Below are 13402 nucleotides of genomic sequence, written 5' to 3' on the forward strand. Positions count from 1 at the left end.
CGCAGGTCCACGCATGATCGCCATCAGCAGCGGCAAGGGCGGCGTGGGAAAATCGACGGTCACAGCCAACATTGCCGTGGCCATGGCCGATGCGGGCCTGTCCGTCGGCGTGGTCGACGCCGACATCTACGGCCCGTCGATCCCACGGATGCTCGGCATTCGCGCACGAAAGCCCGCGATGTCGCCTGATCAGAAGATCGTCCCGGCCTTGGCGCATGGGGTCAAGGTCATCTCCATGGCCATGCTCACCGATGACGACGCGCCGGCGATCCTGCGCGGTCCCATGGTGGCCAAATACCTGCAGATGTTCATCCGTCAGGTGGATTGGGGGGACCTTGACGTGCTGCTTCTGGACCTGCCGCCGGGGACCGGGGACATCCAGTTGACGCTGGCGCAGGCCTTTCCCCTGTCGGGCGCGGTCGTGGTCAGCACGCCGCAAGATGTCAGCCTCAAGATCGCGCGGCGGGGCCTGCGCATGATGGAGCAGGTCAATGTGCCGATCCTTGGCGTGATCGAGAACATGAGCGGCTTCACCTGCCCCGGCTGCGGAACCGTAACCCATATCTTTCACGAGGGCGGCGGAGAGGCCATCGCGCGAGAATTGGGCGTGGCATTTCTGGGCAAGGTGCCGCTCGATCCCGATGTGGTCGATTGCGGCGATGACGGGCGGCCCGTGGTGCGCGCCGCGCCGGAAAGCCCGGCCGCCGAGGCCTATCGCGCCATCGCGGCGGCGCTGGCGGAGGGCGCGCGCGCGCCGGGTGGCATTGCCACGCCATTCGTGTGGTCGATCCCCGAGGGGGCGGGCAAACCAGCCCCGGCGCGGGGCACAACGGAGGCCCCCCCGGACTGCCTGAGCGCGCTCGACCATGACAACGCTGGTCTGGTCCTGCACTGGGCCGACGGCACCGAACAACGGCTTGCCGACCGGGACCTGCGCCTTGCCTGCCGCTGCGCGCAATGCCGAGACGAGATGACGAGCGCCCGGATTCTCGATCCGGCGCGCGTGCCGCTCGACCTGCGTATCACGCGCATCTGGAGCATCGGCAACTATGCTCTCGGAATGGCCTTCAGCGACGGGCACGATACCGGCATCTACACGTTCAAGGCGCTTTACGCGATGCAGGGCCTGGAGCTTGAGGATGTCTGACGCGGCAGCCGGTCGCCGGATCCGCGCGCAAGGCTCGGCCGGCGACGCGGATGTCATGGGTTTCGTGCTCGACGCGCCGGTGCAGGCGGGCCGATCGGCCCGTTTCGATGCGCCCGGCGACGCGCCGCTGGCGCGTGCGCTCTTCGCCATTCAAGGCATCACTCGGGTAGAGGTGCGGGACGCGACGATCTGGGTAAAGAAGGATGCGGCCGCCGACTGGAGGGTGCTGAAACCGGACATCGCCGCCGCGGTCCGCAAGGTGCTGGACGAAACCGTCACGCCCTTGTCGGAGCGAGCCGGTGCTGAGGACCCCAACACCGACGCGGTGCTTTTGCATCGGGTCGAAGAGCTTCTGGACCGGCAGGTCAACCCTTCGGTCGCAGCGCATGGCGGGCATATCTCGGCTGACAGGGTCGAGGCCGGCACGGTCTATCTGCGCATGTCGGGCGGATGCCAAGGCTGCGCGGCCTCTGCTGCGACGTTGCGCGAGGGGGTGGAGCGGATGCTGCGCGCCGCCTTGCCACAGATCGCCGCGATCGTCGATGTGACCGACCATGCCGCCGGGGACAGTCCCTTTTACGCCCGCCCAAACACGCCTTCGCCGACCCTGAACAGACCCGTCCCGGGCGGCGTCATCGGATGGCAGGACGGGCGTGTCACCGTCGATCCCGATTTCCTTGCGCCGCGTCTGGGGCTGACGCCCGAGACACTGCGCGAGGGCTTTCGCACCGGCGATGTCGTCGGCGTCACGGAAACTGGCGAGGGTGCGGATGCCGGAAAGACACGCATCATCCTGCGCAGTCCGACCCGGGCCTGGGCGGCAGAGATCGACGATATGGGCGCAGCCCGCGAAGTTCCGCCACCACGTCTGGTCGAAGCCTCGACCGCACGGGAGCAGAACCTGCCGAACCGCGTCCGCGCGCATCTGGAAGGGCTGGCAGAGGGCGAGGCGCCGATCAGCTACGGGACGCTTGCCCGCTCGCTCGGACTCTGGATGCCGGGATCGGTGGGCAAGGTCACGCGCGCGCTGGAGGCGACGATGCGGGAAGACGCCGCCGCCGGTCGCCCCTTCATCGCTGCGCGCGCGGTCAGTCGCGGGCATGGAACCCTGCCCGGTCGCGGCTTCTTCGATCTTGCACAGGCCTTGTCTCGTGGGCCGCGGCACGGTCAGAGCGATAAGGAGTTTCACCTTGGCGAACTGCGCCAGCTGATCGAGATGATCGCGGTTCGGCCAACGAAGTCCCCGCTTTCCGACAACAGCGGCGCATAGCGGCTGGTCGGGCTGGGCAGGATGCAAGCCCGGTGCTGCGTCCCGGCTTTTCGAACAACATCTTGCACCTGCAGCCAAACCGGAGGGCATTATCCCTTGCGGGATAGGACAGGTTCTCACCGGACTTCGTCGATGTCGGCGAGCACGAGAGCCTCCTGACGGTCGCGTACACGGGCGGCAGGCTACGGAAACGCCGACCTGACCTATGCTGCAAGCTTGATTTACCATGCAAGCCGGAACCGGACCAAGGGGCATGCCATGACCGTGAACCGCATCATCGCCGCTGTCTTGTTGGGCACGGCATCGCTCGTGACCGCCTTCACCTTTGCCGTGGCGGCCAACAACATGGCGTTCACCACCATGATGTCGGGTCTTGCCTGCATCGGGACCGCCGTTGCCGCGCTCAAGGCGCCATCGGGTCGGCGGGCCTGGGGGCGCGGGTTCCTTGGCCTTGCCGCGACCCTTCTCGTGATGCCGTTCTTGCTGGCCTCGGCATTGGGGCAGCAGTTCGACTACCATACGGCGCAGAGCTTTCTCGACGACGAAACCGCGCTCAGCGGGGCGATCGTCTCGGGCCTGCTTGTAGGCGTCAGCACGCTTTTCGGTATGGTCTTCGGGGCCATCTCACTGGTGATCGGGTTGCTCCTGAACCGCGCCCCTGCCCCGCCATGGCAACCACCGCAGGACATGCCACGCGACTGACCGTCTCAATCCACCGCGCGCGCCTCGCTTTCCAGCATGATCGGAATGCCGTCGCGGATCGGAAAGGCCAGATGCGCGGCCTTGGACACCAGTTCCTGCCGGTCTGCGTCATAGCTCAGGGGCGCATGGGTCATGGGGCAAACCAGCGCCTCGAGCATGCGGCGGTCCGTGGGGGCGTCGCCCTCACTCATTGCATCTGTTCCTCGGGGCCGCCGCCGCGCAGCGAGAACTCGATCAAGGTCACAAGCGTCTCTCGCCGGGTGCTGAGCGACGGCGCCTCGAGCAGGGCCTGCTTTTCCTCGGGCGGGAAGGGGCAGAGCATCGAGAGCGAGTTGATCAGCAACTCGTCCTCGGCCTCTTTCATGCTGTCCCAGTCGGTCGACAGCGACATGGCGTCGAAATAGCGGCCCAGAAGATCAAGGAAACGGGCGCGGTCAAAGCTGTGATCGACCTCGGTCGGGCCAAGATCGGCGGCGAACCCGTCCCAAGAGACATCGACGCGGCGGTAAGGCGTGAACCCCGTCACCTCCTGCTTGATGCGGAACCGCGACATGCCGGCGAGCGTGATCATGTAGCGCCCATCCTCGGTTTCCGAGAATTGCGTCACACGACCGGCGCAACCAATGGCATGCAGGCGCTTTTCGGACGATCCGGGCACCTCGCGCGATTGCACCATTCCGATCAGGCGGTGGGGCGTCTTGAGCGCGTCATCGAGCATCGCAAGGTAGCGCGGCTCGAAAATGTGCAGCGGCAGCCGCGCCCGGGGCAAAAGCAGCGCGCCGGGCAGCGGAAAGATCGGGATCGTCTCGGGCAGGTCATGTGCTGTCATCATGGGCATGGAACTAGCCCCCCAAGGCGATCAGGCAAAGATCATCGAGCTGAGCCTGCGCCGCCCGGCCAATGCGATCGGATCTTGCGGCTTGAGCGCGTCAAAGATGGTGAAAAGCTGCGTCTTGGCGGCCGCATTGTTCCACTCGCGGTCGCGACGGAACAGGTCGAGCAATTCGTCGACCGCCTCTTGGACCTGTCCACTTGCGTGCAGCGCCAGCGCGTAGTCGAACCGCGCCTGATGATTGCCCGGATCGGCCTCGACCGCAGCCTGAAGGTCGGCCAGCGGCCCGGCCTTTGCGGCCTGCCGGGCCAGCGCGATCTGGGCACGCACGGCCTCAAGCTCGGGGGCGGTTGCGATCTTGGCGGGGGCGGTGTTCAAGATGCCCTCGGCCTTGTCCAGCTCGCCCATGGCCACATGCGCACGGGCCAGACCACCCATCGCACCCGCATGCTCGGGGTCTTCGCCCAAGATGCCTGCAAAGACCTGCGCAGCCTCCAGCGCGGCACCCTCGGCCAGCATCTGTTCGGCGGCCTCGACCGCCTCGGCCAGCCCGCCGTCGCCCGTCAGCGCGGTCAGCCGGTCGATGAAGTCGCGGATCTGGCTTTGCGGGATCGCACCTTGGAACATGTCCACGGGCCGCCCGTCGAAGAAGGCCACGACCGTGGGAATGGATTGCAGCGGCAGGCCCTGCTGGGCCAGCGCGCCCGCCAGCCGCTGTTCGCGGTCGACGTCGATCTTGACCATCCGGACCTTGCCCTTGGCCGCCGTCACCGCCGCCTCCAGCATCGGGCCGAGCGTCTTGCACGGCCCGCACCAGGTGGCCCAGAAATCGACGATCACGGGCACCTCGCGGCTGCCCTCGATCACGTCGGCCATGAATGTCGCCTCGGTACCGTCCTTGATCAGGTCGGTTGCGGCCGTCTGGCCCTGTCCGAGCTCCAGCATCGTCGTCTCCGTCATATCCATGCGCGTTGCGCCCTATATGCGCGCCGCGGGTCCGCGCGCCAAGGGTTCAGAGGTCGAATGTCGCGAAAACCGGCACGTGATCGCTGGGCTGGGTCCAGCCGCGCGCGTGGCGCAGGACGCGGCTGGAATGCGCGGCGTTCGAGATGTCAGGCGTAGCCCAGACATGGTCGAGCCTGCGGCCCTTGTCGGCGACATCCCAATCGCGCGCGCGGTAGGACCACCAACTGTACAGCAGCCCCTCGGGGATATCCTGCCGGGTGATGTCGACCCAGCCGCCCGCGTCTTGCATCTGCGCCAGATGATCGACCTCGATCGGCGTATGGCTGACGACCTTGAGAAGTGCCTTGTGCGACCAGACATCATCCTCGCGCGGGGCGATGTTGAGATCACCCACGAGGATGGATTTCGCGGGCCTATCTGTGCCGAACCAGTCCCGCATCTCGGTCAGGAAATCGAGCTTGTGGCCGAATTTCTCGTTCACAGTGCGGTCGGGTTCATCGCCGCCTGCGGGAACGTAGAAATTGTGGATGGTCACCCCGTTCTCGAGCCGGGCAGCGACGTGGCGGGCATCGCCCTTGGCGCACATGTCGCGATGGCCGACATCCTCAAGCGGCAGGCGCGACAGGATCGCCACACCGTTGTAGCCTTTTTGGCCTCGCGCCACGACGTGGCCGTAGCCAGCGGCGGCGAACACATCGAGGGGCATCTTGTCGACCGGCGACTTGCATTCCTGCAGGCACAGCACATCGGGCGCCTCATCGTGCAACAGCTGCGCCACCAGATCGACGCGCAGCCGGACAGAATTGATGTTCCAGGTGGCGATGGTGAAGGGCATGTAAGGCAGTCCTTTATTGGCGCTGTAGGGACATTTGGCGGCCCAATCGACCGCCACATGCCACAAGGACTGCGGTGCCGATCAGTCGAACAGCTCGTAGCTGGCCAGTTCGCAGATGTCGACCGTATCGCTCAGCTCCGTGTTGTCGGCGAAGATGAACAGCAGGTCATAGGCACATTCGGTCTGGCCATCAGCGATCGTGACCATGGCGCTTTCGCCGGGAACCAGCACATCGGCGCCCAGCAGGTCTTCACCCCATTCAGGGGCCGTGACGGGACCGGTGTAGAACTCCACCAGAACCGCGGAACTGGAGTTAATCAGCGTGTATTGAATGTCCTGTGCAACGGCGGCGGTCGCACAAGACACGGAAAGCCCAAGACACAGCATGGACAGGCGGAAATGCATTCGGGAAACTCCGGGGTCAAGAAATACCGCAGGGCGCCAAGACCCATTGTGGCACCCCGAACAAAGCTATCAGGCCCACATCACGGCGGCAACGGTCTCTGCATTTTGCCCGGTGCGTGTAGGATCGGGCCGGAAGAAAAAAGGCCCGGTCCAATAAGGCCGGGCCAAGTCCAACAGGGAGGTTGCAGGATCAAGATGCGCTACAACTTTGGGTTGCGCCTTGATCTGAATCAATACCCTCAGGGCGAGCTGTCACGCCACCAGCCGATAGCCGCCGCTTTCGGTGACAAGCAGGCGCGCATTCGAGGGATCGGGCTCGATCTTCTGGCGCAGGCGATAGATGTGGGTTTCCAGCGTATGCGTCGTCACGCCGGCGTTGTAGCCCCAAACCTCATGCAGCAGCACGTCGCGGGCGACCACGCCATCTTGCGCACGATAGAGAAACTTGAGGATGTTGGTCTCTTTCTCGGTGAGGCGGATCTTCTTGTCATCCTCGGTCAGGAGCATCTTCATCGACGGCTTGAAAGTATAGGGCCCCAGCTGGAACACCGCATCCTCGCTTTGCTCATGCGTGCGCAGCTGCGCCCGGACCCGCGCCAGCAAAACGGGAAAGCGGAACGGCTTGGTGACGTAATCATTGGCACCCGCGTCGAGGCCGAGGATGGTGTCGGCATCGCTGTCATGGCCCGTCAGCATCAGGATCGGGCATTTCACGCCTTGCTTGCGCATCAGGCGGCACAGCTCGCGGCCATCAGTGTCGGGCAGGCCCACATCTAGAATCACAAGGTCATAGATCGCCTCGCGCGCGCGCTCCATGCCCTGCGCCCCCGTGGCGGCTTCGAAGACGTCGAAATCCTCGGTCATGACCAGCTGTTCGCTCAGCGCCTCGCGAAGATCGTCGTCGTCGTCCACCAGCAAGATTTTCTTCAGCGTCGCCATGTCCGTGGCTCCTTGTGTCACATGACGTGCACATTGCCGCAGCCGCCGTGTTTGACAACGTCTTGAAAGACAATCTCACGCCGACGTGTCGCGGCGCGAGGGAATGTTTCAAATCCTGTCCGCGGGCAGTAGACAGAGCACATGAGCCTTTTGCCCACCCAGTCAGAGCTTGTGGCGCGCGCGCGGTCCGATCTGCGCGTCGGCCTGCCCGTGGTGATCGGTGCGGGCGCGCAAGGGATCGTCGCGCTGGCTGCCGAGACGCTGACGCAGGGTCGGCTTGACGCGCTGCGCGCCCTGCCCGGCCGGGCACAGGTGGCGATAACCTTGCGTCGCGCCGAAACGCTCAAGGCGCGCGCCTATGACGGCGATCTGGCGCGCGTTGTCCTGCCGGGCGATGTCGATGCCCCTTGGGTGCGCGCGCTGGCCGATCCGGCGCTCGATCTGGCCGCCCCGATGAAGGGCCCGCTGGTCACCGCGCGCGACGGTGAGGCGGGACTACACCGGCTGACGCTGTTGCTGGCGAAATCGGCGCAACTGCTGCCCGCGATGGTGACCATGGAAACCGACCACCCCGAAGCCTTGGCGGTCGAGATGATGGCCACCCGTCTCGCGCCCGGGGCGGCGGCGGCCGATCTGGCGCTGCATCACCCGCTATTGCCGGTCGCTGCAGCCCGCCTGCCGATGGAAGCCTCGGATCATGGCCGGTTGCATATCTTTCGCCCCGACAATGGCGGCATCGAGCATTACGCGATCGAGATCGGCCGCCCCGACCGTGACGCGCCGGTTCTGGCTCGGCTGCATTCGGCATGTTTCACCGGCGACGTTCTGGGCAGCCTGAAATGCGACTGCGGCCCGCAACTGCGCACCGCTTTGGCCGAGATGGGGCGCGCGGGCGCGGGCGTGTTGTTCTACCTCAATCAGGAGGGGCGCGGCATTGGTCTTGCCAACAAGATGCGCGCCTATTCGCTGCAAGATCAGGGCTTCGACACGGTCGAAGCGAACCACAGGCTCGGCTTCGAGGATGACGAGCGCGATTTCCGCATCGGCGCGGACCTGTTGCGGCGCATGGGATTCGGCGCGGTGCGGCTGATGACCAACAACCCCCGCAAGGTCGAGATGATGCAGGCCGAGGGGATCGCTGTGACCGAACGTGTGCCGCTGATCACCGGCACCAACCGCCACAATGCGCATTACCTCGACGTGAAGCGCGCGAAATCGGGGCATCTGCTATGAAGGCCACGGATATGGTCGTGACACCCGCCGGCCTGCGGTTTCGCGGGCGGCTCTTCCCCTGCACATTGGGGCGGGGCGGCGTGATGGCGGCCAAGGCCAAGCGCGAGGGTGATGGCGGCACGCCTGCGGGCACGCATCGCATCGTGGGCTGCCTTTACCGCCCCGACCGCTTGGCCCGCCCCTGCAACTGGGCCGTGCCGATCCGTCCCGGCGACCTGTGGTGCGACGATCCCAAGCACGAGGATTATAACCTGATGGTCCGCGCGCCCTTGGCCGCGAACCACGAGACGCTGCGCCGGGCCGATCCGCTCTATGACATCGTGCTGATCACCGACTGGAACTGGCCGCGCGCCGAACACGGGCGCGGCTCTGGCATCTTTGTCCATGCATGGCGACGGCCCGGCTATCCCACGGCGGGCTGCGTGGCGCTGGCCCCTCGGGATCTGCGTTGGATCGTGGCGCGCATCGGGTTCCAGACACGGCTGGTGATCCCCGAAACCTTGGCGCTTCGGTAGGGCGCCGACTTAAGGCGCAGCTCAGACCAATTCGTAAGCGCGTGTCCCGAAGATCGCCGACCCCACGCGCACATGCGTCGCACCCATGGCGATCGCGATCTCGAAATCCGCCGACATGCCCATCGACAGACCGGTCAGCCCGTTGCGTTCGGCCATCTGGGCGAGCATCGTGAAATGCGCGGCAGGGTCCTCATCGACCGGGGGAATGCACATAAGGCCCGCAAGCGGCAGGCCCAGCTGCCGCACCTCGGCCACGAAAGCGTCCGTCTCCTCAGGCAAGATGCCTGCCTTTTGCGCCTCGGCCCCGGTGTTGACCTGAATGAAGACTTCGGGGCTTTGCCCCCGCTCATCGGACAGCCGCGCCAACGTGGTGGCAAGCTTGGGACGGTCCAGCGTCTGGATCACATCGAACATCTCGACGGCCTGACGCGCCTTGTTGGTCTGCAAGGGGCCGATCAGGTGCAGCGTGATGCCCGCATAGCGCTCCTGAAACGTGGGCCAGCGCCCGGCGGCTTCCTGCACGCGGTTCTCACCAAACATGCGCTGTCCCGCCTCCAGCACGGCCTCGACCCGCTCCGGCGGCTGGACCTTGGAGACGGCGATCAGCTCCACCGAGCCGGGTGCGCGGTCGGCGGCAAGAGTGGCCGCGTCAACGCGGGTGATGATGTCAGACAATCCCATGGAATGAACTTAGGCCAAAAGAACACGGCAGGCGCAAGGCCCGCTTTCTTCCGATCCGACGATCCGGGGGCGCCGGACGGTGCATCCGCAGGATCTGAATTGGGCGCAGGTGCGACCACGCACCCCCGGCAAGGATACCGCGATTGTTCAGAGGGTCGAAAACCCCGCGTCGCGCGTCGCTTTCTGGACCTGCCCGTGACCCGCAAAACCCTATGCTTGGGCATGTTCCTCAGCGTCTTCGACATCTTCAAGATCGGCATAGGCCCGTCCTCCTCCCACACCATGGGGCCGATGACGGCGTCGGCGCGGTTTCTGGCGGACCTGCGGTCGGGCCGCGACAGGGAGCCCGGCGCGGATGAGGTCGCGGCGCTGGCCTGCACGCTGCACGGCTCGCTCGCCTTCACCGGCAAAGGGCACGCAACCGACCGGGCGGTGATCCTCGGCCTTTCGGGGCATGAGCCCGCGACGCTCGATCCCGACCGGGCGGAGGCGCTGGAGGCGGAGGTGCGATCACGCGGGTTCGTCACGCCGCCCGGCCTGCCACCGCTCCGCTTTGCCCCGGACCGCGATCTCGTCTTTGACTATGGTCCGCCCTTGCCGGGGCATGCCAACGGGATGGTCGTGCGGGCGTTCGACGGGGCCGGAAACCTTTACATGGAGGAAACGTACTACTCCATTGGCGGCGGCTTTATCTTGACCGCAAGGGAACTGGCGGCGGAGGCGCAGGGCGGGGCGGAAGCGTTTCACGAGGAAAAGGCGGCAGCGGGCTATCCCTATCCCTTCGGATCGGCGGCCGAGATGCTGGAGATGGGCCGCACCGCGGGCAAGACCATCGCTGAAATGAAATGGGCCAACGAAACCGCGCGCCAACCCGCGCGGGAGGTTCAGGCGCGGCTCGATACCGTGTGGCAGGCGATGGACGATTGCATCGACCGGGGCCTGCGGATGGAAGGGGAGTTGCCGGGCGGGCTGCGGGTCAAGCGCCGCGCGCGGGCGATCCATCAGCAGCTTCTGGCCGAGCGGGGGTCGAACCTGGCCCAGCCGCATACCGTCAACGATTGGCTCAGCGTCTACGCGATGGCGGTGAACGAGGAGAACGCGGCAGGCGGCAGGGTCGTCACCTCGCCCACCAATGGCGCGGCGGGTGTGGTGCCGTCTGTGCTGCGCTATTACCGCGACCATTGCATCGGCGCGACGGAGGAAGGGCGGCGGCGGTTCCTGATGGCGGCCTCGGCCATCGGCGGGCTGATCAAGCATAACGCAAGCATCTCGGGCGCCGAGGTGGGGTGTCAGGGCGAAGTGGGGTCAGCGGCGGCGATGGCGGCGGCGGGGCTGTGCGCGGCGCTGGGCGGGACCAACGAGCAGGTGGAGAACGCGGCCGAGATCGCGCTGGAGCATCATCTGGGCATGACCTGCGACCCGGTGGGCGGCCTGGTGCAGGTGCCCTGCATCGAGCGCAACGGTCTGGGCGCGATCAAGGCAGTGTCGGCGGCGTCACTGGCGCTGCGCGGCGACGGCACGCATTTCATGCCGCTCGACAACTGCATCGAAGCGATGCGGCAGACCGGCCTCGACATGTCGACGAAGTACAAGGAAACGAGCCTCGGCGGGCTGGCGGTCAACCTGCCGGAGTGCTGATACGGGGGCTGCTCAAGGTTGCAGGTATTGAAGATATTGTTTTGGTTTGAAAACTCATTGAGCATTAGGGTTTGGAAAAGCCTTGGGGGCGAGGTGCCGTCCTTGGCTGCAGCGTTGCGGTATAGAGGGGCGAAGGGCGGACAGGCGCAGTGGCTGCGTCGCGGTGTGGTTGAGGCGACAAACTGAGATGCGTCACGCCAAGACGACGCCCAGATCAAGACCTGTGAACGGTGTGAGGGCAAACATGTGGCGTCACACTTGTGGTCCCTGTCGGACAGGGGGTCCTGTCGCCCCTCGGCCTTGACGACGAAATCGCGGTTGTGGAACCGGATCGGGCGGTTTGCCCCACCGAGGGCAGGATCGCCTGGCCCGTGCTGCCGTTGTGCCCGGTCAGCGCCGTGCGGTCGTCTTGGTTGCCGAGGATGAGATGAACCGGGACGGGCAGGCGCCGCAGTGCGACCCGGACGCAGGCATAGGCGTCCGCCCGGCCGATCCTCCAGCGCGCAGATCTGCGCTACCGCCCGGTCAGGCGCCACCGCGGTGTCGGCGCCGCCGGCCACAAGATGCAGATCGGTCAACTGGATGACGTTCACGGCCTCAGTCATGCGCATCGTCCTTAGGGTCCGGCAAAGTCATCAGGGCGCCGCGTCGCGGGGTGAGACCGACACTTTGCCCCGGGCGCACGGTCACGTCGTTGGCGAGGTCCACCATCAGCAGCGACAGGGTCGTGCCCGAGATCTCCAGCCTCAGCCGGTCGCCTCGGTGAAGGGCGCGTCCAGCAATACCACGCGCAGCACGGGCGGCGGTGGCAATGCCCTGAATCCGCAGGCCGCAGCTGACATTCCCGCCACTCTCATGTTGGGAAACAGCGCGAAATGCTGGAACACCATGCCGATGTGGTGGCGCCCCGCCGCTGGCAAGGCCGTCGCGACATCGGCCGAGATGGCGGCCGTGTCAACCGACACAGACGGCACGGCGCTGTCGGCCGGGTTGAATATCAGGACCGCAGGCAGGCAGACTTGGGCGGCCATCCGCGCGGCAGTCTCGCCCTAGCCGTCCGCAATGGTCATGATCAGCCCGTCCACCCGCCGCGCCGTCAGGCTGCGGATCGTGGCGGCCTCGGCGAAGACCGGAGCCGGGATCGAGGGGGCCATAACCCCGATGGCGTTGGACCGGCGCACCCGCAGGCTGCGCGCGACCGGATCGACGGAAAAATCAAGGCTGTCGGCCGCGCCGACCACGCGTCGCCGTACTTCTTCACTGGCCGCCCCGCTGCGATTGAGCGCGCGGGAGGCAGTGGCCACCGAGGTCGCTGCCAACTCGGCCACCTATTGCAATGTCGCCTTGCGCCAAACGGTTGCTCTGTGTCGCGTGGAGTCGTTTTCAACAACACCCTCTGCAGGTGACAGGAGCGTGACGGATCGCGGCAATTGCAGGGCGCAATCACGGGTTCTGCAGGAGCTTCGCCGGGCACTTTCGTCTGACCAGGTCCATGAGCACGAGGTAGGAACTGAACTTGAACTGCTGCGGGTCCGCCAGCCTCAGGGTCAACTCGCCACAGGTCAGCCGGGTGCTTTCCTCGATTTCGCCGTCATGGCAAACGGCCACGAAGTCCTTGGGCAATGCCAGATCGTAGATCACCAGCAGTTCCTGGTGGAACCCGCGCCGCGAGACATACTGCACCGCCATGTCGCCGACAGGCCGCAACCCGGTCATCAGCGCGGGGTCGATGCCCGCTTCCTCCCAGCTTTCCTGTGTTGCGGTCTGGCCGATGCTGTGACCCGAGGCGCGCCCGCCGGCCACCAGCGTGTCCCACCGGCCGGGGTTGGACGGCGCAAGCCCCGAGCGGCGGGAGATCCAGATCGACGGCCCGTCGGGATCGTCCTGATCGACCAGCCCGTTGATATGCACCTTCTGAGCCCAGAACCCGAGGATGCGCAGCGCGCTGCGATCGAGGCGCGCAAGCTCTGCCCCGCGCGGGCCGTCGGTCACTGGCATCTGCTCGTGTCGCGGCGGCTCGATCCAGCCGTTGCAGAACAGGTCATCGCGGATATCCTCGAGCCGCGCGCTGGGATCATCGCCTTCGAGCGACAGGCGCGCGCCATCCGCAAGCAGCCCGCGCCGCAGCAGGTGCTGTGCCACCGGCAGGGAGACAGCGCCCAAAGGGTCGGAGTGGCTGGGAAAATGCAGCGGGCGAAACGCGCGGGCGGCGGGGTCGGCGGTCATCGGGTGGGCATCT

Annotated in this window: 16 protein-coding genes; 6 read left to right on the plus strand and 10 right to left on the minus strand. The window is 66.1% G+C overall.

Features of this window, described 5'->3' with window-relative positions; translation table 11 throughout:
* Nucleotides 1-13: 13 nt before the first annotated feature.
* From C7455_RS05495 to C7455_RS05505, 3 genes are all read left to right on the plus strand, one after another.
* Nucleotides 14-1147 carry a P-loop NTPase gene (locus C7455_RS05495; protein WP_245904237.1) on the plus strand — a complete coding sequence of 378 codons (1134 nt, stop codon included), beginning with the start codon at nt 14-16 and terminating at the stop codon, nt 1145-1147.
* Complete coding sequence (locus tag C7455_RS05500) at nt 1140-2417, plus strand: DUF6522 family protein (RefSeq protein ID WP_109666363.1); 1278 nt, start codon at nt 1140-1142, stop codon at nt 2415-2417. The genes C7455_RS05495 and C7455_RS05500 overlap by 8 nt, the downstream gene beginning before the upstream one ends.
* Nucleotides 2418-2675: 258 nt before the next feature.
* The gene (locus C7455_RS05505; protein ID WP_109666365.1) at nt 2676-3119 is read left to right on the plus strand and encodes a hypothetical protein; all 444 of its coding nucleotides are present in this window, start codon (nt 2676-2678) and stop codon (nt 3117-3119) included.
* A gap of 5 nt (nt 3120-3124) precedes the next feature.
* Here the strand turns inward: C7455_RS05505 and C7455_RS05510 are convergent, their stop codons facing one another.
* The 6 genes from C7455_RS05510 to C7455_RS05535 all read right to left on the minus strand — a co-directional run bounded on the left by C7455_RS05510 (nt 3125) and on the right by C7455_RS05535 (nt 7096).
* Nucleotides 3125-3310 carry a Trm112 family protein gene (locus C7455_RS05510; RefSeq protein WP_109666366.1) on the minus strand — a complete coding sequence of 62 codons (186 nt, stop codon included), beginning with the start codon at nt 3308-3310 and terminating at the stop codon, nt 3125-3127.
* Nucleotides 3307-3951, minus strand: coding sequence for an LON peptidase substrate-binding domain-containing protein (locus tag C7455_RS05515; protein ID WP_109666820.1), 645 nt, complete (start codon nt 3949-3951; stop codon nt 3307-3309). Before C7455_RS05515 ends, C7455_RS05510 begins: the two co-directional genes overlap by 4 nt.
* A 27-nt stretch (nt 3952-3978) precedes the next feature.
* The gene (locus C7455_RS05520; protein WP_109666821.1) at nt 3979-4896 is read right to left on the minus strand and encodes a thioredoxin family protein; all 918 of its coding nucleotides are present in this window, start codon (nt 4894-4896) and stop codon (nt 3979-3981) included.
* A 67-nt stretch (nt 4897-4963) separates the two neighbouring features.
* A complete protein-coding gene (locus C7455_RS05525; RefSeq protein ID WP_109666368.1) occupies nt 4964-5752 on the minus strand; it encodes an exodeoxyribonuclease III in 789 nt (262 codons plus the stop codon).
* An 81-nt stretch (nt 5753-5833) separates the two neighbouring features.
* Nucleotides 5834-6157 (minus strand): hypothetical protein, encoded by a 324-nt coding sequence (locus C7455_RS05530; RefSeq protein WP_211315449.1) that lies wholly within the window; start codon nt 6155-6157, stop codon nt 5834-5836.
* Nucleotides 6158-6409: 252 nt separating this feature from the next.
* Nucleotides 6410-7096 (minus strand): response regulator transcription factor, encoded by a 687-nt coding sequence (locus tag C7455_RS05535; protein WP_109666369.1) that lies wholly within the window; start codon nt 7094-7096, stop codon nt 6410-6412.
* Between the two features lie 141 nt (nt 7097-7237).
* On the opposite strand from C7455_RS05535, the gene ribA reads away from it, so the two are divergent.
* Complete coding sequence (ribA, locus tag C7455_RS05540) at nt 7238-8329, plus strand: GTP cyclohydrolase II (RefSeq protein ID WP_109666371.1); 1092 nt, start codon at nt 7238-7240, stop codon at nt 8327-8329.
* Entirely contained in the window at nt 8326-8844 is a 519-nt protein-coding gene (locus tag C7455_RS05545) for a L,D-transpeptidase family protein (protein ID WP_109666373.1), read from the plus strand. Before ribA ends, C7455_RS05545 begins: the two co-directional genes overlap by 4 nt.
* Nucleotides 8845-8865: 21 nt before the next feature.
* Here the strand turns inward: C7455_RS05545 and C7455_RS05550 are convergent, their stop codons facing one another.
* Entirely contained in the window at nt 8866-9525 is a 660-nt protein-coding gene (locus C7455_RS05550) for a YggS family pyridoxal phosphate-dependent enzyme (RefSeq protein ID WP_109666375.1), read from the minus strand.
* Nucleotides 9526-9747: 222 nt separating this feature from the next.
* Between C7455_RS05550 and C7455_RS05555 the strand changes: the two genes are divergently transcribed.
* Nucleotides 9748-11163, plus strand: coding sequence for an L-serine ammonia-lyase (locus C7455_RS05555; protein WP_109666376.1), 1416 nt, complete (start codon nt 9748-9750; stop codon nt 11161-11163).
* Nucleotides 11164-11909: 746 nt separating this feature from the next.
* Here C7455_RS05555 and C7455_RS20080 read toward each other — a convergent pair.
* From C7455_RS20080 to C7455_RS05565, 3 genes are all read right to left on the minus strand, one after another.
* Nucleotides 11910-12194 carry a P-loop NTPase family protein gene (locus C7455_RS20080; RefSeq protein WP_170118998.1) on the minus strand — a complete coding sequence of 95 codons (285 nt, stop codon included), beginning with the start codon at nt 12192-12194 and terminating at the stop codon, nt 11910-11912.
* Between the two features lie 18 nt (nt 12195-12212).
* A complete protein-coding gene (locus C7455_RS05560) occupies nt 12213-12491 on the minus strand; it encodes a LacI family DNA-binding transcriptional regulator (RefSeq protein WP_109666378.1) in 279 nt (92 codons plus the stop codon).
* A 115-nt stretch (nt 12492-12606) separates the two neighbouring features.
* Complete coding sequence (locus tag C7455_RS05565) at nt 12607-13389, minus strand: NUDIX hydrolase (protein ID WP_170119005.1); 783 nt, start codon at nt 13387-13389, stop codon at nt 12607-12609.
* Nucleotides 13390-13402 lie beyond the last annotated feature (13 nt).

This window comes from Roseicyclus mahoneyensis (assembly GCF_003148775.1).
Lineage (GTDB): Bacteria > Pseudomonadota > Alphaproteobacteria > Rhodobacterales > Rhodobacteraceae > Roseicyclus > Roseicyclus mahoneyensis.